19 protein-coding genes are annotated in these 17,990 nt (G+C 59.3%); 17 read left to right on the forward strand and 2 right to left on the reverse strand.

What is annotated here, in order from left to right; all coding sequences use genetic code 11:
• The first annotated feature begins 28 nt into the window (after positions 1 to 28).
• The 16 genes from HW452_RS07865 (at position 29) to mgtE (ending at position 15,084) form a co-directional block, all read left to right on the forward strand.
• Positions 29 to 700 (forward strand): amino acid ABC transporter permease, encoded by a 672-nt coding sequence (locus HW452_RS07865; RefSeq protein WP_224105557.1) that lies wholly within the window; start codon positions 29 to 31, stop codon positions 698 to 700.
• An 11-nt stretch (positions 701 to 711) separates the two neighbouring features.
• Positions 712 to 1,479: an amino acid ABC transporter ATP-binding protein gene (locus HW452_RS07870; protein ID WP_263433596.1), complete on the forward strand. Its 768-nt coding sequence runs from the start codon at positions 712 to 714 to the stop codon at positions 1,477 to 1,479.
• A gap of 558 nt (positions 1,480 to 2,037) precedes the next feature.
• A complete protein-coding gene (gene mnmG, locus HW452_RS07875) occupies positions 2,038 to 3,942 on the forward strand; it encodes a tRNA uridine-5-carboxymethylaminomethyl(34) synthesis enzyme MnmG (RefSeq protein WP_224105558.1) in 1,905 nt (634 codons plus the stop codon).
• On the forward strand, positions 3,939 to 4,619 hold the full coding sequence (gene rsmG / locus HW452_RS07880) for a 16S rRNA (guanine(527)-N(7))-methyltransferase RsmG (protein ID WP_224105559.1): 681 nt from the start codon (positions 3,939 to 3,941) through the stop codon (positions 4,617 to 4,619). Before mnmG ends, rsmG begins: the two co-directional genes overlap by 4 nt.
• On the forward strand, positions 4,620 to 5,387 hold the full coding sequence (locus HW452_RS07885) for a ParA family protein (RefSeq protein WP_224105560.1): 768 nt from the start codon (positions 4,620 to 4,622) through the stop codon (positions 5,385 to 5,387).
• Between the two features lie 27 nt (positions 5,388 to 5,414).
• A complete protein-coding gene (locus HW452_RS07890; protein ID WP_224105561.1) occupies positions 5,415 to 6,344 on the forward strand; it encodes a ParB/RepB/Spo0J family partition protein in 930 nt (309 codons plus the stop codon).
• Between the two features lie 189 nt (positions 6,345 to 6,533).
• A complete protein-coding gene (locus tag HW452_RS07895; protein WP_224105562.1) occupies positions 6,534 to 6,929 on the forward strand; it encodes an ATP synthase subunit I in 396 nt (131 codons plus the stop codon).
• Positions 6,930 to 6,941: 12 nt separating this feature from the next.
• Positions 6,942 to 7,769: a F0F1 ATP synthase subunit A gene (gene atpB / locus HW452_RS07900; protein ID WP_224105563.1), complete on the forward strand. Its 828-nt coding sequence runs from the start codon at positions 6,942 to 6,944 to the stop codon at positions 7,767 to 7,769.
• Positions 7,770 to 7,836: 67 nt separating this feature from the next.
• A complete protein-coding gene (gene atpE, locus HW452_RS07905; protein WP_018918432.1) occupies positions 7,837 to 8,064 on the forward strand; it encodes a F0F1 ATP synthase subunit C in 228 nt (75 codons plus the stop codon).
• A 77-nt stretch (positions 8,065 to 8,141) separates the two neighbouring features.
• Complete coding sequence (locus tag HW452_RS07910) at positions 8,142 to 8,612, forward strand: F0F1 ATP synthase subunit B (RefSeq protein WP_106374612.1); 471 nt, start codon at positions 8,142 to 8,144, stop codon at positions 8,610 to 8,612.
• A gap of 11 nt (positions 8,613 to 8,623) precedes the next feature.
• Positions 8,624 to 9,160, forward strand: coding sequence for a F0F1 ATP synthase subunit delta (locus tag HW452_RS07915; protein WP_224105564.1), 537 nt, complete (start codon positions 8,624 to 8,626; stop codon positions 9,158 to 9,160).
• Between the two features lie 16 nt (positions 9,161 to 9,176).
• Positions 9,177 to 10,721: a F0F1 ATP synthase subunit alpha gene (atpA, locus tag HW452_RS07920; RefSeq protein WP_224105565.1), complete on the forward strand. Its 1,545-nt coding sequence runs from the start codon at positions 9,177 to 9,179 to the stop codon at positions 10,719 to 10,721.
• Between the two features lie 65 nt (positions 10,722 to 10,786).
• Complete coding sequence (atpG, locus tag HW452_RS07925) at positions 10,787 to 11,671, forward strand: F0F1 ATP synthase subunit gamma (RefSeq protein WP_224105566.1); 885 nt, start codon at positions 10,787 to 10,789, stop codon at positions 11,669 to 11,671.
• Positions 11,672 to 11,743: 72 nt separating this feature from the next.
• A complete protein-coding gene (gene atpD / locus HW452_RS07930) occupies positions 11,744 to 13,123 on the forward strand; it encodes a F0F1 ATP synthase subunit beta (RefSeq protein WP_224105567.1) in 1,380 nt (459 codons plus the stop codon).
• Positions 13,124 to 13,147: 24 nt separating this feature from the next.
• Positions 13,148 to 13,576 (forward strand): F0F1 ATP synthase subunit epsilon, encoded by a 429-nt coding sequence (locus HW452_RS07935; protein ID WP_224105568.1) that lies wholly within the window; start codon positions 13,148 to 13,150, stop codon positions 13,574 to 13,576.
• Positions 13,577 to 13,701: 125 nt separating this feature from the next.
• Complete coding sequence (gene mgtE / locus HW452_RS07940; protein WP_224105569.1) at positions 13,702 to 15,084, forward strand: magnesium transporter; 1,383 nt, start codon at positions 13,702 to 13,704, stop codon at positions 15,082 to 15,084.
• A 23-nt stretch (positions 15,085 to 15,107) separates the two neighbouring features.
• Here mgtE and HW452_RS07945 read toward each other — a convergent pair whose 3' ends face one another.
• Positions 15,108 to 15,707 carry a phosphatase PAP2 family protein gene (locus tag HW452_RS07945; RefSeq protein ID WP_224105570.1) on the reverse strand — a complete coding sequence of 200 codons (600 nt, stop codon included), beginning with the start codon at positions 15,705 to 15,707 and terminating at the stop codon, positions 15,108 to 15,110.
• Positions 15,708 to 15,788: 81 nt separating this feature from the next.
• Positions 15,789 to 16,982 (reverse strand): cation diffusion facilitator family transporter, encoded by a 1,194-nt coding sequence (locus HW452_RS07950; protein WP_224105571.1) that lies wholly within the window; start codon positions 16,980 to 16,982, stop codon positions 15,789 to 15,791.
• A gap of 194 nt (positions 16,983 to 17,176) precedes the next feature.
• Between HW452_RS07950 and HW452_RS07955 the strand changes: the two genes are divergently transcribed.
• Complete coding sequence (locus tag HW452_RS07955) at positions 17,177 to 17,977, forward strand: undecaprenyl-diphosphate phosphatase (RefSeq protein WP_224105572.1); 801 nt, start codon at positions 17,177 to 17,179, stop codon at positions 17,975 to 17,977.
• Positions 17,978 to 17,990: the final 13 nt, after the last annotated feature.

Here is a 17,990-nt window from a genome sequence, read left to right on the forward strand (position 1 = left end):
ACGGCGTTTTTGCTTCTGGAGACAACGCGTGGATTTCGATTTTCAGTTTGACTGGTCGGCAGCGTTTGCATCGATCCCCTACCTGCTGCCCGGCATCCCCTGGACGCTGCTGATTTCCTTCGGTGGCCTGGCATTTGGTTTCTTTATCGGCATCTTCTTTGGCCTTTTACGCATCAGCCCGATCCGCTGGCTGCGCTGGCTGGCCGTCTGCTACATAGAGATCTTTCGCGGCACGCCCATTCTCGTGCAGGTGCTGTTCATCTTCTACGGCCTGCCCCAACTGCTGGGTAGCCCTATCAACGCCCTGGTGGCGGGTATTGCAGCCATTGCGGTCAACTCCGGCGCGTATATTTCCGAAATCGTGCGCGGCGGCGTGCAGTCGATCGAGCGTGGCCAGCGCGAAGCCTCACTGTCGCTCGGACTTTCACGGGTGCAGGCGTTTCGCTACGTGATCTGGCCCCAGGCCTTTCGCCGCATGATTCCACCGCTGGGTAACCAAGGCATCATCAGCATCAAGGATACCTCGCTGTTTTCCGTGATTGGCGTGGGCGAGCTGGTGCGTCAGGGGCAGATCTACATTGCTGCCACCTTTACCGCCCTTGAGGTCTACTTCATGGTCGCGCTGATGTACCTGGTGATCACCTGGACGCTCTCCATCCTGCTGCGCCAGCTCGAGCGTCGCGGCATCGCCGGCCAATGAGGACACGTACAATGACTCCTACCACGTCCCCCGAATCTTCCATCGTGCGCATGCAGAAGCTCAACAAGCACTTTGGCAGTCTGCACGTACTCAACAATATCGACCTTGATATCGTGCCCGGCGAAGTCGTCGTGATCATCGGCGCCAGCGGCTCGGGTAAATCGACCCTGATACGCTGCATCAACGGCCTGGAAGAGTTTCAATCGGGCACCTTGAGCGTCGACGGCAATATCCTGAAGCCCGACGGCAAGAGCAGCAAGGCACTGCAGACCATTCGCACCGAAGTCGGCATGGTATTTCAGCAGTTCAACCTGTTTCCCCATCTCAGCGTCATCGACAACATTACCCTCGCGCCCATGAAGGTGCGCGGCTGGAGACGCGATGATGCGCTCGCCACGGCCAGGCGCCTGCTCGAGCGGGTAGGCATCGCCGACCAGGCCGACAAGTACCCAGGCCAGCTCTCCGGCGGTCAGCAGCAGCGAGTGGCCCTGGCCCGGGCACTTGCCATGGAGCCGCGCCTGATGCTGTTCGACGAGCCAACCTCGGCGCTTGACCCGGAAATGATCGGCGAAGTGCTCGACGCCATGCGCGAACTTGCCAAGGAGGGCATGACCATGGTGATCGTCACCCACGAAATGGGCTTTGCCCGGGAAGTGGCGGACCGCATCATCTTTATTCACAAAGGGGAAATCGCCGAACAGGGCACTCCGGAAGCACTCTTCAGTGCTCCTCAGAATGACCATACGCGCTCGTTCCTTGCCCGTGTTCTAAAGCACTAGATGGCGTAAAAGAACGCAACAATCGGTACTTGTTGATGGCCTGTCCGCGTGACAGGCCATTTTTTTTGCCTGTGGATAATTTTTTTCACGTCGCCCGGTCAATCCCGCTGCATTGCCCGCCATGCCCGTCTTCTGCAGGATCGACCTGAAGCAGTCGGCGTTGTTCACAGGTGCGGTGACAAGCCAGGTATGGGCAGGTGGATAAACGGTGTTTTCGTGGCGCTGTGGGTAAATGACACATTCATCCACAGGGGCCGCACCGCTTCTGCGCAGGCACTTCGCCGTTTGATCACATCAATGTCAACAATTTAACTTCATGAAATATAATTGAATAAATCAGTTATCCACAGAAATTGTCCACACCAATAGTTACTACATCTACAGAACTTCTCTTATTTTATTTTTATGTTGTTATTAATAGAGCGTGATCAACGCAACGAGGTGTGGAAAAACCTGACGGTTACCCACAGGGGGTTTATACTGGCGGGCTTATTGAATCCAGGTGATTACCCACCGATCCACATCATCCGTGCCGACTGGCACAAGACGAGGTGTCTCTTGAATTACCCCGACCGCTTTGACGTGATTGTCATCGGCGGTGGCCATGCGGGAACTGAAGCCGCATTGGCCTCTGCTCGCATGGGCTGTCAAACCCTGCTGCTCACCCATAACATCGAAACCCTGGGCCAGATGTCGTGTAACCCCGCCATCGGCGGTATCGGCAAGAGTCATCTGGTCAAGGAAATCGATGCCCTGGGTGGCGCAATGGGGCTTGCCACTGATTTGGGCGGCATTCAGTTTCGCGTACTGAACGCCCGCAAGGGCCCGGCAGTACGTGCCACACGCGCCCAGGCCGACCGGATCCGCTACAAGGCAGCGATTCGGGGCATGCTGGAAAACCAGCCCAACCTGACCATCTTTCAGCAGGCGGCAGGTGATCTGATTGTGGATAACGACACCGTGCGCGGCGTGGTGACGGAAACCGGGATTCGCTTTCATGCCGAATCCGTGGTGCTTTCCACCGGCACCTTCCTGGGCGGCATCATTCATATCGGTCTGGATCAAAGCCGCGGCGGTCGGGCGGGTGATCCGCCCTCCAATGCGCTGGCCGAACGCCTGCGCGCCCTGCCGTTTCGGGTCGACCGGCTGAAAACCGGTACGCCACCGCGCATTGATGCCAAGAGCGTGGATTTTTCGAAGCTTGAAGAGCAGCCAGGTGACACACCAACGCCGGTGATGTCCTATCTTGGCTCGCGGGACATGCACCCGCGGCAGGTCAGCTGCCATATTGCGCACACCAATGAGCGCACCCACGAGATCATCATGGCGAATCTCGACCGCTCGCCGATGTATTCCGGCGTCATCGAAGGCATTGGCCCGCGCTACTGCCCGTCAATCGAAGACAAGGTGCACCGTTTTGCAGACAAGTCGAGCCATCAGGTATTCATCGAACCCGAAGGCCTCGACACCCACGAGCTCTACCCCAACGGTATCTCCACCTCGCTGCCGTTCGATGTACAGCTGCAGGTAGTTCGCTCGATCACGGGGCTCGAGAATGCGCACATCACCCGGCCGGGTTACGCCATCGAGTACGATTTCTTCGATCCGCGCGATCTGAAGCACTCGCTGGAAACCAAATTTATCCACAACCTGTTCTTTGCCGGTCAGATCAATGGCACCACGGGTTACGAGGAAGCCGGCGCCCAGGGGCTGCTGGCCGGTCTGAACGCTGCCCGGCGTGCCAAGCAGCTGGACGCCTGGCATCCGCGTCGCGACGAGGCGTATCTGGGGGTGCTGGTAGACGACTTGATCACCCTGGGCACCAAGGAGCCCTACCGCATGTTCACCTCACGCGCGGAGTACCGCCTGCTGCTGCGTGAAGACAACGCGGATCTGCGTTTGACCGAGAAGGGCCGTGAACTGGGCCTGGTCGATGACCAGCGCTGGAAGGCATTCAGTGAAAAGCGTGAAGCCATCGCGCTTGAAACGGCCCGCCTTGCAAGCGTCTGGGTACAGCCGACAAGCCCGGCAGCCGCCAAAATTGCCGAAAAGATCGGCAAACCGCTCACGCGTGAATACCGCTTGAGCGATCTGCTTCGCCGCCCCGAGCTCGACTATGCCGACCTAACCGACCTGCCGGGGCTGGATAACGTCCTCATCGATGACGAAGCGGTCGCCGAGCAGGTGCAGATCCAGGCCAAGTACGAAGGCTACATCGAACGTCAGCAGGGCGAGATCGACAAGCTCAAGCGTCACGAGGCGATGCCACTCCCCGATGATCTGGATTACCAGCGGGTAGAGGGGCTCTCCAACGAGATTCGCCAGAAGCTTGCCGACGCCCGGCCGGAGACCCTGGCCCAGGCGGCACGCATTTCCGGCGTGACACCGGCGGCGGTTTCCATCTTGCTGGTGCATCTCAAGAAGCGTCGCCTGATCGCCTCTCCCGAGGTAGCCAACGGATGAGCGGTTTCGATGCATTGTTGAACAATCTACCGCCCAGCGTTGCCAGGCGCCTGGATGAAGGGCTTGCCCAGCTGGAGCTTGAGGTCAGTACCCATCAGCGCGAGCAGCTGCTGGGTTTTGTGGCCCTGTTGCACAAGTGGAACAAGGCTTATAACCTCACCGCTGTCCGTGATATCGATGACATGGTGGCCCGCCACGTGCTGGATAGCGCATCGGTGGCCCCGCATGTAACCGGTCCCCGGCTGCTGGATGTGGGCGCAGGCCCCGGCCTGCCCGGTATTGTGCTGGCCATCTTGAACCCTGCCCTGGCCGTCACGCTGGTGGACAGCAATGGCAAGAAGGTTCGCTTTCAGCGCCAGGCGATCATGGAACTTGGGCTTGCCAATGTCACCCCGAGCCAGGCACGGGTGGAAACGCTCAGCGAGGCCCCCTTCGATCAGGTGATATCCCGGGCGTTTGCAAGCCTTGTGGATTTCGTGACGCTGACCCGCGAGCTGCCCAGGCCAGGCGGTCAGTGGCTGGCCATGAAGGGCCCCGGCGCCGACGATGAACTGCGCCAGTTGCCGGATGGCATCACGCTGAAAGCGCGTCACCTGTTGAAAGTCCCCTTCGAGACGGCCGAGCGACAGTTGTTGATTCTGAACGTTGATTCTGAACCCCAGGAAGGAGTTGAGTAAGTGAGCCAGATCATTGCCCTGACCAACCAAAAAGGCGGCGTGGGCAAGACCACTTCGGCCGTTAACCTGGCCGCCAGTCTCGCCGCCCTTGATCGGCGGGTGCTGCTGGTGGACCTGGACCCGCAGGGGCACGCCAGCATGGGCAGTGGCATCGACAAGCACGAACTCGACAAGAGCGTTCTTGATGTACTGCTCGGCGAGGCAACGGCCAGCGATACCATCGCTACCGGCCTTTCGGTGAATTACGACGTGCTGCCGGGCAATGGCGACCTTACCGCGGCAGAAGTCGAGCTTCTGGATGTGGACAAGCGCGAAAGTTGCCTGACCCAGGCGCTGGCGTCAGTATCCGACCGCTACGACGTGGTGCTGATCGACTGCCCGCCTTCGCTGAACATGCTGACGGTCAACGCGCTGACGGCGGCCAACAGCGTACTGATTCCGCTGCAGTGCGAGTTTTATGCGCTTGAAGGGCTCTCGGCGCTGCTGGATACCGTCGAGCAGATCAAGCAGAGCGTCAATCCGGATCTGGCGATTGCCGGTATCCTGCGCACCATGTACGACAAGCGCACGAGCCTTACCCGTGAAGTGGACAAGCAGCTGCGCGACTTTTTTGGCGACGCGCTGCTCAAGACGACGATTCCGCGTAACGTGAAAGTGGCCGAGGCGCCAAGCCACGGGCAGCCCGTGACCCAGTATGCCCGCTTCTCCCGGGGCAGCCAGGCGTACCGCGTGCTGGCAAAAGAGATGATTCGACGGTTATCGCTATAACGTATTGATAGGTGCGAGGGAAAGCGAATGACGCGTAAACGCGCGCTAGGCCGTGGCCTGGATGCCCTGATTGGTGCGGGCGCCCGTCGCCGCGACACTCTGGAACTGACCGGAGCCCCGGTATTGGAAGCCGCCCAGGAAGCGGTGGATACTGCCGTACCCGGTGAGGCCACGCCCGATCGTCTGGAGCGGCTGCCGCTTGGCCAGCTGGCCCGGGGTAAATACCAGCCGCGGCGCGATATCCAGCCCGAAGCCCTGGAAGAGCTTGCCGACTCCATCCGCGCCCAGGGCGTGATGCAACCCATCGTGGTGCGCGCGGTAGGTGAGGAGCGCTACGAGATCATTGCCGGTGAGCGTCGCTGGCGTGCCGCTCAGCTGGCCGAGCTCGATGTCATCCCGGCGGTGATTCGCGAGGTCAGCGATGAAGTGGCGCTGGCACTTGCCCTGATCGAGAATATCCAGCGTGAGAATCTCAATGCCATTGAAGAGGCGCTGGCGCTCAAACGCCTGGGCGACGAGTTCGAGCTGACGCAGCAGCAGATCGCCGATGCAGTGGGCAAGTCGCGTACCCAGGTTGCCAACCTGCTGCGCCTGCTGGCGCTGGATGGCGAGGTGCAGACGCTTCTCGAACGCGGCGATCTGGATATGGGCCATGCCCGCGCCCTGCTGTCACTGAGCAGTGCCCAGCAGCGCCAGGTGGCTCACGAGGTAGTGAATGGCGATCTGACGGTGCGTGCGACCGAAGCGCTGGTCAAGAAGGTTCAAGCCGGCCAATCCACCGCCAAGGCGCCCAGCCGATCCAGCAAGCCGGCAGACGTCTCGCGGCTCGAAACCCAGCTGGGTGAACTGCTGGGTGCGCCGGTCTCGATCGACCACGGCAACAAGGGCAAGGGCAAGGTCACCATCCGCTACACGAGCCTCGATGAGCTGGACGGTATCCTCGCGCATATTAAATAGCAGGCTTATTAAGATAGCGTCAGAAGCCGCCCTTTTTTCACCCTTTGGTCGCAAGACGCCGCTCAAACCCGTTAAATACGCGCAACTTCGGTTGAAGGTGTGATAGCGCTTCCCTATAATCGCGCAAGATTTGCGCAGGTTGTTCTTGAACATCGAATGAACAGCCGTTTGCTACCAGGGTGCTGGGTAATGAAACAGCGTGTTGAAACCCAGCGGCGAAAGGCCCACGTCATTCGACTGACTGCTACGCAGCTGGTCATCGCGCTGACCGGCATGCTGGCAGCCTTGTGGGCTGAGGGGCTGTCCGGTGCCGTCTCGGTTCTTCTGGGGGCGCTGGTCGCGTTACTGCCCCAGGCTTTTTTCATTCAGCGGCTGGGCATCTTGCGCAACGGGCGCAGGGCGTCGAAGGCTGTTAACCTGTTTCGCGCCGAAGCAGGCAAGTTTGGTTTGACGGTGGCACTGTTTACAGCCGTGTTCGTGGCCGTGCCCCCCTCAAACCCCGCTTTCTTCTTTAGTACTTATGTGGCGATCATCCTGGCGCACTGGCTCACGCCGCTGATGTCCAGGCATCGCACAATTGATTGAGGTGACATGGCTATGGCCGCAGGAAACGAAGTCTCGACGACTTATTATATCCAGCACCACTTGCAGAACCTGACCTTCGGAAAACACCCGATCAACGGCTGGTCGATTGCAGATTCTGCTGAAGAAGCCCGTGAAATGGGGTTCTGGGCTATTCACCTGGATACCATGGGCTGGTCGATCGCCATGGGCCTGCTGTTCATCTGGCTGTTCCGCAAGGCGGGCAAGATGGCGACGACCGGTGTGCCCGGCGGCTTGCAGAACGCCGTCGAGATGGTCGTCGAGTTCATCGAAAACCTGACGCGCTCGACGTTCCATGGCCGCAACCCGCATATTGCCCCGCTGGCCTTGACGCTGTTCGTCTGGATCCTGTTGATGAACAGCCTCAAGATCATCCCGGTCGACTTCGGCCCGGTACTGTTTGCCAAGCTGGGCGTGGATTACATGAAGATCGTGCCGACCACTGACGTCAACGCGACGCTGGGCATGGCGCTGGGTGTCTTCATTCTGATTCTCTACTACAACATCAAGGTGAAAGGCGCCGGCGGTTTCGCTCGTGAGCTTTCCCTGACGCCGTTCAACCACTGGGCGCTGATTCCGTTCAATCTGGTACTGGAAGTCGTCTCCCTGCTGGTCAAGCCGTTCAGTCTGGCGATGCGTCTGTTCGGTAACATGTTTGCCGGCGAAGTGATCTTCATCCTGATCGCCATGCTGCCCTTCTGGGCCATCTGGGTACTGGACGTGCCGTGGGCAATCTTCCATATCCTGGTCGTAACACTGCAGGCGTTCATCTTCACCGTATTGACGGTGGTCTACCTGAGCGCCGCACACGAACATCATTAAGCTTGTGATATCAACGGTTCCATTAACCCTCAACCCTTAACCAAAACTTGAACTCAGGAGCAACATCATGGAAATGGTCTATCTCTCAGCTGCCATCATCATCGGTCTCGGCGCTCTGGCCACCGGTATCGGCTTTGCCATCTTGGGCGGCAAGCTGCTCGAATCCACCGCGCGTCAGCCGGAACTGGGCGACCAGCTGCAAACCAAGACCTTCATCATGGCAGGTCTGCTGGATGCGGTGCCGATGATCGGTGTTGGTATCGCGATGTACCTGATTTTCGTTGTAGCCGGTTAATGACAGCACCACCGGGCGGGAAACCGCTCGGTCTTGTTTGAATCCGGTCGCCACGAACTTGTCAGAGGTACATCCCTGTGAATATCAACATGACGCTTATCGGGCAGACGATCGCCTTCGCGATCTTTGTCTGGTTTTGCATAAAGTACGTGTGGCCTCCGATCAGCAACGCGCTTCACGAGCGTCAGAAGAAGATTGCTGATGGCTTGGATGCAGCCAGTCGTGCTACCCGTGATCTTGAGCTTGCTCAAGAACGGGCAGAGCAGACGCTGCGTGAAAGCAAGGAGCAAGCTTCCCAGATTCTCGAGCAGGCCAACAAGCGCTCTGCCCAGATGATCGAAGAAGCCCGCGAACAGGCCCGCGCTGAAGGTGAACGCCTGATGGCGAGCGCACGTTCCGAGATCGAGCTAGAAGTCAATCGCGCGAAAGAAGAGCTGCGTGCCCAGGTATCCCACCTGGCGATCGTTGGCGCTGAGCGTGTTCTAGAAGCCTCTGTCGACGAGAAAGCGCATCGCGAGCTGCTTGATAAGTTGGCCGCTGAATTGTAAGGAGGTGAATCATGGCGGAATTACATACCGTCGCTCGTCCTTACGCCAAGGCGGCGTTTGAACACGCGCGTGATCATGACGCGCTTGATAGCTGGTCGCAGGCGCTTTCGTATCTTGGCGCCGCCGTGGCAGACGATGACGTGCATCGTCTGCTGGGCAGTCCGAAAATCGAGAACGCAAAGAAAGTCGCCCTGCTCGCCGAGATGTTTCCCGAGCAGCAGAGCGGCGAGCTGACTCGCTTTCTGGAAGCCCTGGCCGACCAGGGCCGCTTGACGGCACTGCCTTCGATCGCTGAACAGTACGAGCGCCTGCGCGCCGACCACGAACAGCGTATCGAAGTCATGGTAACGTCCGCCTATGCGCTGACGGCCGAAGAGCAGACCAAGCTAGCAAACGCGCTCAAGAAACGTCTGAATCGCGAAATCTCCATTACTACTCAGGTGGACAAGTCGCTTATCGGCGGTGTCATCCTGCGTGCCGGCGACACCGTCATCGACGGGTCGGTACGTGGTCGATTGAACCGCCTTTCTGAAGCGCTGACCGTTTGAGTCCGAGGGACATGGCATGCAGCAACTGAATCCTTCCGAGATCAGCGACATCATCAAGCAGCGAATCGAAAAGCTTGACGTCGCATCCGAAGCCCGTAATCAGGGCACCATTGTGAGCGTTTCCGACGGTATCGTGAAAATTCACGGCCTCGAAGACGCCATGTTTGGTGAAATGATTGAATTCCCCAACAGCGTTTTCGGCATGGTACTCAACCTGGAGCGCGACTCCGTAGGTGCCGTTGTCCTGGGCGACTACCTGCTGCTTGAAGAAGGCATGACCGCCAAGTGTACCGGTCGCATTCTTGAAGTACCGGTAGGCCCTGAGCTGGTTGGCCGTGTTGTCGATGCGCTGGGTAACCCGATCGATGGCAAGGGCGACATCAACGCCAAGATGACCGACGCCGTCGAGAAAGTGGCGCCGGGCGTCATCACCCGCCAGTCGGTCGACGAGCCGATCCAGACGGGCCTGAAATCCATCGATGCCATGGTGCCGATCGGCCGCGGTCAGCGTGAGCTGATCATCGGTGACCGCCAGATCGGTAAATCGGCCATCGCCATCGATGCGATCATCAACCAGAAAGGCAAGGGTGTGACCTGCGTCTACGTGGCCATCGGTCAGAAGCAGTCGACCATTGCCAACATCGTGCGCAAGCTCGAAGAGCACGGCGCGATGGAGCATACCATCGTGGTGGCCGCCGGTGCGGCCGACCCGGCACCCATGCAGTTCCTGTCTGCGTATTCCGGCTGCACCATGGGCGAGTACTTCCGCGACCGTGGTGAAGACGCGATGATCGTGTATGACGATCTGTCCAAGCAGGCTGTGGCGTATCGTCAGGTATCGCTTCTGCTGCGCCGTCCGCCGGGCCGTGAAGCCTACCCGGGTGACGTGTTCTATCTCCACTCGCGTCTTCTTGAGCGCGCCGCGCGCGTCAACGCCGACTACGTCGAGAAGTTCACCAATGGTGAAGTGACCGGCAAGACGGGTTCGCTGACCGCACTGCCGATCATCGAAACCCAGGGCGGCGATGTTTCCGCGTTCGTACCCACCAACGTGATCTCGATCACCGATGGTCAGATCTTCCTGGAAACCAACCTGTTCAACTCCGGTATTCGTCCGGCGATCAACGCAGGTCTGTCGGTTTCCCGTGTCGGTGGTGCCGCGCAAACCAAGATCATCAAGAAGCTCGGCGGCAGCGTGCGTCTGGCGCTGGCTCAGTATCGTGAGCTTGCGGCGTTCTCGCAGTTTGCCTCTGACCTCGATGAAGCCACGCGCAAGCAGCTCGAGCACGGTCAGCGTGTCACCGAGCTGATGAAGCAGAACCAGTACTCGCCGATGTCCGTGGCAGAAATGGCTCTCTCGCTGTATGCCGCCAACGAAGGCTACCTGGATGACGTGAGCGTCGACAAGGTGCTGGACTTCGAACGTGCCCTGCACGGTTACATGAAGTCCGAGCATGGCGACCTGCTCGACAAGATCAACCAGAGCGGCGACTACAACGACGAGATTAAAGACGGCATGAAGTCGGGTCTCGAGAAGTTCAAGGCGACTCAGAGCTGGTAATGTCTGGCCCGCCTCCGGGCGGGCTTGCCTACTTTCTGAGAGCCACGAACGAAGGGTAGATCGCTATGGCAGCTGCAAAAGAGATACGCGCCCAGATCGGGAGCATCAAGAATACGCAGAAGATCACCAGCGCCATGGAAATGGTGGCTGCATCGAAAATGCGTAAAGCACAAGATCTAATGAAGGCCAGCCAGCCTTACGCCAAGCAGATCCGTAACGTGGTAGGCCACCTGGCTAACGCCAACCCCGAATACACGCACGACTACATGATCGAGCGTAACGAGGTGAAGCGCGTTGGTTATATCGTGGTTTCCACCGACCGTGGCCTGTGCGGCGGACTGAACGTCAACCTGTTCAAGGCCGTGGTGAAAGACGCCGTGGCCTGGAAACAGGAAGGCGCCGAGCTGGACTTCTGTGCCCTTGGCTCCAAGGCCGGTGCTTTCTTCCGCAACTATGGCGGCAATCTGATTGCGGCCAAGAGTGGCATGGGAGAGAAGCCGACCGTCGAGGGTTTGATCGGTAGTATCAAGGTCATGCTCGAAGCGTATGATGAAGGACGACTCGATCGCCTGTTCGTGGTGTACAACGAATTCGTCAACACCATGACGCAGAAGCCGGTGGTTCGTCAGCTTCTTCCGCTATCGCCCGACATGGGTGTCAGCGAGCACGACGAAGAAAACGCCCGTCCCGGAAGTTGGGACTACCTGTATGAACCGGATGCCAAGGCGTTGCTTGATAGCCTGCTGGTTCGCTTCGTCGAATCACAGGTGTATCAGGCGGTAGTCGAAAACGGTGCCTGCGAACAGGCAGCCCGTATGATCGCCATGAAGAGCGCCACCGATAACGCAGGCAACCTGATTGATGATCTGGAAATGGTCTATAACAAGGCCCGCCAGGCTGCCATCACCCAGGAAATTTCCGAAATTGTCGGCGGCGCTTCAGCCGTATAACGCCAAGGGAGCCCAGGTTTCAAAGGCTCCCGGCAGACAGGTTTCATTTGCAGGTTTTTGAGAGGAACCAAGATGAGCGGACGTATCGTACAAATCATCGGCGCGGTGATTGACGTAGAGTTTCCGCGGGACTCTGTGCCCAAGGTCTACGACGCGCTGAAGGTCTCCGAGAAAGAGACCATCCTCGAAGTCCAGCAGCAGCTGGGCGACGGCGTGGTACGCGCCATTGCCATGGGCTCCACCGAGGGCTTGAAGCGTGGCATGAGCGTGGAAAATACCGGTGACGCGATTTCCGTACCCGTGGGTAAGGAAACGCTGGGCCGCATCATGAACGTACTTGGCGAGCCGATCGACGAAGCCGGCGAGATCGGCGAGCAAGAGCGCATGCCGATTCACCGCAAGGCGCCAAGCTATGCCGACCAGGCGGCTTCCAACGAGCTGCTGGAAACCGGTATCAAGGTCATCGACCTGGTCTGCCCGTTCGCCAAGGGTGGTAAGGTTGGCCTGTTCGGCGGTGCCGGTGTCGGTAAAACCGTCAACATGATGGAGCTTATCCGCAACATCGCCACCGAACACAGCGGCTACTCTGTATTTGCCGGTGTGGGTGAGCGTACGCGTGAGGGTAACGACTTCTATCACGAAATGACCGAATCCAACGTTATCGACAAGGTAGCGCTGGTTTACGGCCAGATGAACGAGCCGCCGGGCAACCGTCTGCGCGTGGCACTGACCGGTCTGACCATCGCCGAGAAGTTCCGTGATGAAGGCCGTGACGTTCTGCTGTTCGTCGACAACATCTACCGCTACACCCTGGCCGGTACCGAAGTATCCGCCCTGCTTGGCCGTATGCCATCAGCGGTAGGTTACCAGCCGACCCTGGCCGAGGAGATGGGCGTTCTGCAGGAACGTATCACCTCGACCAAGACGGGCTCCATCACCTCGGTGCAGGCGGTTTACGTCCCCGCGGATGACTTGACCGACCCGTCGCCGGCAACGACGTTTGCGCACCTGGATGCCACCGTCGTACTGGCACGTTCCATTGCCGAACTGGGTATCTACCCGGCCATCGACCCGCTGGATTCCACTTCACGTCAGCTGGATCCGCTGGTCGTTGGTGAAGAGCACTACAACGTCGCCCGCGGCGTTCAGGGTGTTCTGCAGCGCTACAAGGAACTCAAGGATATCATCGCCATCCTGGGTATGGACGAGCTGTCTGACGAAGACAAGCTGGCCGTTGCCCGCGCGCGTAAGATCCAGCGTTTCCTGTCGCAGCCGTTCTTCGTGGCCGAGGTCTTCACCGGTTCGCCCGGCAAGTATGTTTCACTGAAAGACACCATCCGTGGCTTCCAGGGCATTCTCGCCGGTGAATACGACGATATGCCGGAACAGGCCTTCTACATGGTCGGCTCCATCGACGAAGCGGTCGAGAAAGCCAACCAGATGAAGAAGTAATCCCGTTCATTAGGGGGATTCGCTATGGCGAATAGCTTCACTTGCAATATCGTCAGCGCGGAGGCATCTATCTTCTCGGGCACCGTCGAGCAGGTAGTGGCTTCTGGATTGATGGGTGACCTGGGCATCTTGCCGGGTCACGCACCGCTTTTGACCGAGCTTCAGCCGGGCCCGATCCGTGTGATCCACGATGGCGGCAAGGAAGAGAACTTCTTTGTCTCGGGCGGCTTCATGGAAGTCCAGCCCGATGTCGTGACGATCCTGGCCGATGCGGCGTCCCGGGCAAGCGACCTCGACGAGGCCGCTGCCGAAGAAGCACGCCAGCAAGCGCTGCAAGCCTTCAACGAGAAGTCAGCCGAGCTTGACTATACTCGTGCGGCGGCAGAGCTTGCCGAAGCCGTTGCTCAGCTGCGAACGATTCAGCAGCTGCGCAAGAAGGCGGGTAAAGGCTAGAAACGCCGCTGGCGTTCATGAAACGCTCCTTGAACCCGTGCAGGGTTTAAGGAGCGTTTTTTTTGTTTGCTACTATGCTGCGTACGCAACGGCGTAGTGCTGGTTGGCAACCGAGGAGGAGAGCGATGGCATTGAATGAGGAAACCCTGCAGGCGCTGAAAGCCGAGCTGCTCGACGAGCTGGGAAAAGAGACGCCAAGCAAGGAACAACTGTCGGGCCGTCTGGCGGAGATTCGCTCAGCCGATATCGGCGAAGTGCTCGAAGAGCTGATCGAGGAAGACGAAGAGCTGTCGGCGGCGCTGGCGGTGCTGAACGTGCTGTCCACCGAGCGGGCAGCCAACGTGCTGGGTTATCTGCCCGGCGAGAGCCAGCTCGAAGTCGTCGGAAAGTTCTCCGATACCCAGGTGTTGAAGCTTTTAGAGGAGATGGGCTCGGACGAGCGGGTCGATCTGTTCAATCTGCTCGACGATGACCGCCGTGAGGCGCTGCTGCGGCGCATGGCCCATCAGGAGCGCGAGGATCTCAAGCGCCTGTCGAGCTATGAAGAGGGCACTGCCGGCGCCATCATGACCTCTGACTATGTCGCCATAGCCAGTGGCATGACGGTGTCGCAGGCACTGATGCGGGTACGCCAGACGGCGCCTGACGCCGAAACGGTCTATCAGCTTTACATTCTGGCAAGCGATGGCCAGCTGATCGGCACCATGTCGCTGCGCCAGCTGATGGTGGCGCGACCGGGTGCGCTGGTCGATGACATCATGATCAAGGATGTGATCAGAACCGTTGTCGATGAAGCGCAGGAAGAGGCGGCGCGAATCGTGGCTCGCTACGACCTGCTGGCGCTACCGGTCATTGATGCCGAAAACCGCATGGTGGGGATCATCACCCACGATGACGCGATGGACGTGGCCGAGTCCGAGGCGACCGAAGATATCCACAAGGGGATGTCCATCGGCCAGCTGGAGGATGGCGTCAGCCGCGTGCCGCTGTGGAGCCTTTACCGTAAACGGGTCACCTGGCTGGTACTGCTGGTGTTTGCCAACCTGTTTTCCGGCGCGGGCATTGCCTACTTCGAGGATATCATTGCCGCTCAGGTCGCCCTGGTATTCTTCTTGCCGCTTCTGATCGGCAGCGGCGGTAACGCCGGCGCCCAGGCCGCCACCCTGATGGTACGCGGGATGGCTACCGGCGATATTGGCGTGAAGGACTGGAGCAAGATGCTTGGCCGAGAGCTTCTGGTGGCCGGGTCGCTGGGACTCACCATGGCGATCGCCGTGGCGCCGATCGGTATCTTCCGCGGCGGTGAGGCCGTTGCCATGGTGGTGGCGCTGAGCATGGTGGCCATCGTGCTGTTCGGCAGCCTCATCGGCATGTGCCTGCCTTTCGTGCTCGAACGCTTCAAGGTCGACCCGGCCACCGCCTCGGCACCGCTGGTGACCACCCTGATCGACGCCACCGGCGTATTGATCTACTTCACCATCGCGACCGCCATTCTTTCCCAGCTGTAAATCCGGGCTTTACGGGTACGGCCCTAGCGCCGTACCCAGCCGCGGTTGATCAGTGGCGAGAACACTCGGTGATAGCACTTCACCGCAACGCGCTCATAAAGCGGCATTACCAGCCAGGCACGGCCTATTGCTGTCAGCGCGGCGGCTACCGGGGCGAGCATCAGCGCACCGATCATGTCCTGGGGAAAGTGAATGCCCAGAAAGATCCTGGCCCAGGCTACCGGCAGCGCCAGCACCAGCAGGCAGCGGCCGATGCGCCTAGTATGATCGTGAAGCGTCAGGCTGAACGCCACGGTCAGCATGATCGTCAGGTGGTTGCTGGGAAAGGCGGGCGTGGCGGCATGCGCTTGAAGATACTCGCCGATGGGCACCATGAAAGGACGTGGCAGGGGCCATAGCACACCGATGATCCAACTGGCCGTCAGCGCTAGCAGCGTGGCGATGAACGCTTCCAGAACCGCATGCTTGTACTGTTCATTGCCGAGCAGCCAGCCAATGACAAGAAGCACCGGGACCACAAGGATGATGTCCGAAGCGCACCAGTGGGCAATCGTTACCAGCCAGGCTGGGGAGTCGGGCGGCGAGTTGAGCAGGTCAAAAAGCACGAGATTGAGCGTGTCCATGGGGTCCAGAGCGTCATGATCGATGAGAGATGAAAGGCGTGACGCTATAGGACCGCGTTTCTCGCTGAGCGTTCTGGCTGGCTAGCGCATCGAGCTGCTGGCCGCGCGGGTAATGAACATCACTTCCACGTGCCCAAGCCACGGGATATCGCTGGCCAGGGCCTTCAACTGGCTGGCCAGGCACTGGGGAGGCTGGTTGACCGCATCGTCGATGATCAGCGATACCGATACCTTGTCATCCAGGTAGTGCAACTGCAGCTCGTTCAGCGTGCGCCACACCGGATGGAGGTACCAGCGCTCGTTGAGCGCCGCTTCGACAGCCGGGCGCAGCGGCAGGCCGGGCAGGCGGCTCGGGTCGCCTTCGCCGGCGTCATCCTCGGGGTCGACGTGAAAGATGACGTCGGTCAGCAGCGGGAATTCGTGGCGCAGGCGGCGGCTGACTTCATTGCCGATCTCGTGAGCTTCCGAGACGGTGATCTTGGGCCCGACCACCACGTGCAGATCGACCATCACCCAGCCCGCCGACTGGCGGGTGCGCAAGTCATGGACGCTATCCACGCCCGGTACGCTGCAGGCCACATCGTGCATCTGCTGCTGCACATCCTCGGGCAGGGCGGTGTCGACCAGCTCCCGGGCCGACTCCCATAGAAGATCCCAGCCCACCTTGCCTACCAGCAGGCCAACCACGATGGCTGCCACCGCGTCCAGCCAGCCTACACCGAACTGAGCGCCGACCAGCGCTACCAGCACCACGGCGGTCGAGAGCGCGTCACTGCGCGAGTGCCAGGCATTGGCTTCCAGCAGGCGCGACTGAATACGTTTGGCCACCCGCATGGTGTAGCGGAATATCCACTCCTTGCTGATAAGTGCAATAAACGTGATCGCAATCGCCACCATGCCCGGCGCGGTCACCTCGGTGCCACTGAACAGCCGTGTCAGGCTCGACCAGGCGATACCCCCGGCCACGAAGATCAGCACGCTGCCGAGCAGCAGAGTAGTCAGCGTCTCGATACGCCCATGCCCGTAATGGTGGTCGTTATCCGGCTCCTGGCGGCCATAATGAATGGCGGCGAGCACGAAACCATCGGTCACCAGATCCGACAGCGAGTGGATACCGTCGGCAATCAGGGCCGCCGAGCCTACGAAAAACCCGACGGCCACCTTTACGACGCTGAGCACGCCGTCAAGCCACGCGCCGATATAGGTTACACGCTTGGCGGTGTGACTATCTTGCTCACGGTCGGGAACCACTGGCGTTTCAACGGTCTGAGACATGGAATACCTGAGGGCACGCGTTCGATAAAACGTTATTGTAGCGCACCGCTTGATGATCCCTTAAGCCCTTTGCGACGCGTATTCGCTTTCGTATAACGTGATACGACAATGGCCCTGGCGGACAAGCGCCCGATGGAGGTGTATCCTTGTGCGCCATTGTCATTCAACAACTTTTTGCCCGTACAGGATGACCCATGGAGTGGTTACAGATTGTGGTGCTTGCCGCAGTGCAAGGGCTCACCGAGTTTTTACCCGTTTCAAGCTCTGCCCACTTGATTCTAGTGCCGGTTTTGACCAACTGGGAAGACCAGGGACTCGCCTTTGACGTGGCGCTTCATGTGGGAAGCCTGGCCGCTGTCATGATCTACTTTCGAAAGGAAATCCTGCAAATAGCAGACAGCAGTTTCAAGGTAATGAAGGGCGGCGAGATCGACAAGGATGCTCGCTTGGGTTTCTGGATTGTCGTTGCTACCCTGCCCGTCTGTATTATCGGCTTTCTTCTTCAAGACGCCATCTCGCTATACATGCGCTCGACGCTGATCATCGGTATCAGCTTGATCGGTTTTGGCCTGCTGCTGGGCTATGCCGACTACGCCAGACGCGGCACCCAGACCGAGTACCAGATCGGCTGGAAGGAAGTGTTGATCATCGGCTTCTCCCAGGCGCTTGCCCTGATACCCGGCACGTCACGTTCGGGCATCAGCATGACCGCCGCCCTGCTGGTCGGCATGAGTCGTGAAGCCGCCGCCCGGTTCTCCTTTTTACTCTCCATTCCGGTCATCATGCTGGCAGGCGGGCTCGAAGCCATCAAGCTTCTCCGCCAGCCTCAGGCCATCGATTGGCTTTCGCTGTCTGCCGGTACGCTGCTATCCGGCGTAGCGGCCTATCTATGCATTCACTATTTTCTGGTGGTGATCAAGAAAATGGGCATGCAGCCTTTCGTCATCTATCGCGTACTGTTTGGTGCGTGGCTTATCTGGTTTTTTCACTTCTAGAGCGAACTCATGA

Origin of the sequence: Vreelandella aquamarina, from assembly GCF_020075495.1 — a bacterium.
Classification (GTDB): domain Bacteria; phylum Pseudomonadota; class Gammaproteobacteria; order Pseudomonadales; family Halomonadaceae; genus Vreelandella; species Vreelandella aquamarina_A.

Coding starts and splice junctions, on each gene's coding strand:
- HW452_RS07895 (WP_224105562.1), top strand. CDS start 6,534: ATGAAACAGCGTGTTGAAACCCAGCGGCGAAAGGCCCACGTCATTCGA.
- mgtE (WP_224105569.1), top strand. CDS start 13,702: ATGGCATTGAATGAGGAAACCCTGCAGGCGCTGAAAGCCGAGCTGCTC.
- rsmG (WP_224105559.1), top strand. CDS start 3,939: ATGAGCGGTTTCGATGCATTGTTGAACAATCTACCGCCCAGCGTTGCC.
- HW452_RS07945 (WP_224105570.1), bottom strand. CDS start 15,707: ATGGACACGCTCAATCTCGTGCTTTTTGACCTGCTCAACTCGCCGCCC.
- atpA (WP_224105565.1), top strand. CDS start 9,177: ATGCAGCAACTGAATCCTTCCGAGATCAGCGACATCATCAAGCAGCGA.
- atpD (WP_224105567.1), top strand. CDS start 11,744: ATGAGCGGACGTATCGTACAAATCATCGGCGCGGTGATTGACGTAGAG.
- atpE (WP_018918432.1), top strand. CDS start 7,837: ATGGAAATGGTCTATCTCTCAGCTGCCATCATCATCGGTCTCGGCGCT.
- HW452_RS07890 (WP_224105561.1), top strand. CDS start 5,415: ATGACGCGTAAACGCGCGCTAGGCCGTGGCCTGGATGCCCTGATTGGT.
- atpB (WP_224105563.1), top strand. CDS start 6,942: ATGGCCGCAGGAAACGAAGTCTCGACGACTTATTATATCCAGCACCAC.
- HW452_RS07870 (WP_263433596.1), top strand. CDS start 712: ATGACTCCTACCACGTCCCCCGAATCTTCCATCGTGCGCATGCAGAAG.
- atpG (WP_224105566.1), top strand. CDS start 10,787: ATGGCAGCTGCAAAAGAGATACGCGCCCAGATCGGGAGCATCAAGAAT.
- HW452_RS07955 (WP_224105572.1), top strand. CDS start 17,177: ATGGAGTGGTTACAGATTGTGGTGCTTGCCGCAGTGCAAGGGCTCACC.
- HW452_RS07935 (WP_224105568.1), top strand. CDS start 13,148: ATGGCGAATAGCTTCACTTGCAATATCGTCAGCGCGGAGGCATCTATC.
- HW452_RS07950 (WP_224105571.1), bottom strand. CDS start 16,982: ATGTCTCAGACCGTTGAAACGCCAGTGGTTCCCGACCGTGAGCAAGAT.
- HW452_RS07915 (WP_224105564.1), top strand. CDS start 8,624: ATGGCGGAATTACATACCGTCGCTCGTCCTTACGCCAAGGCGGCGTTT.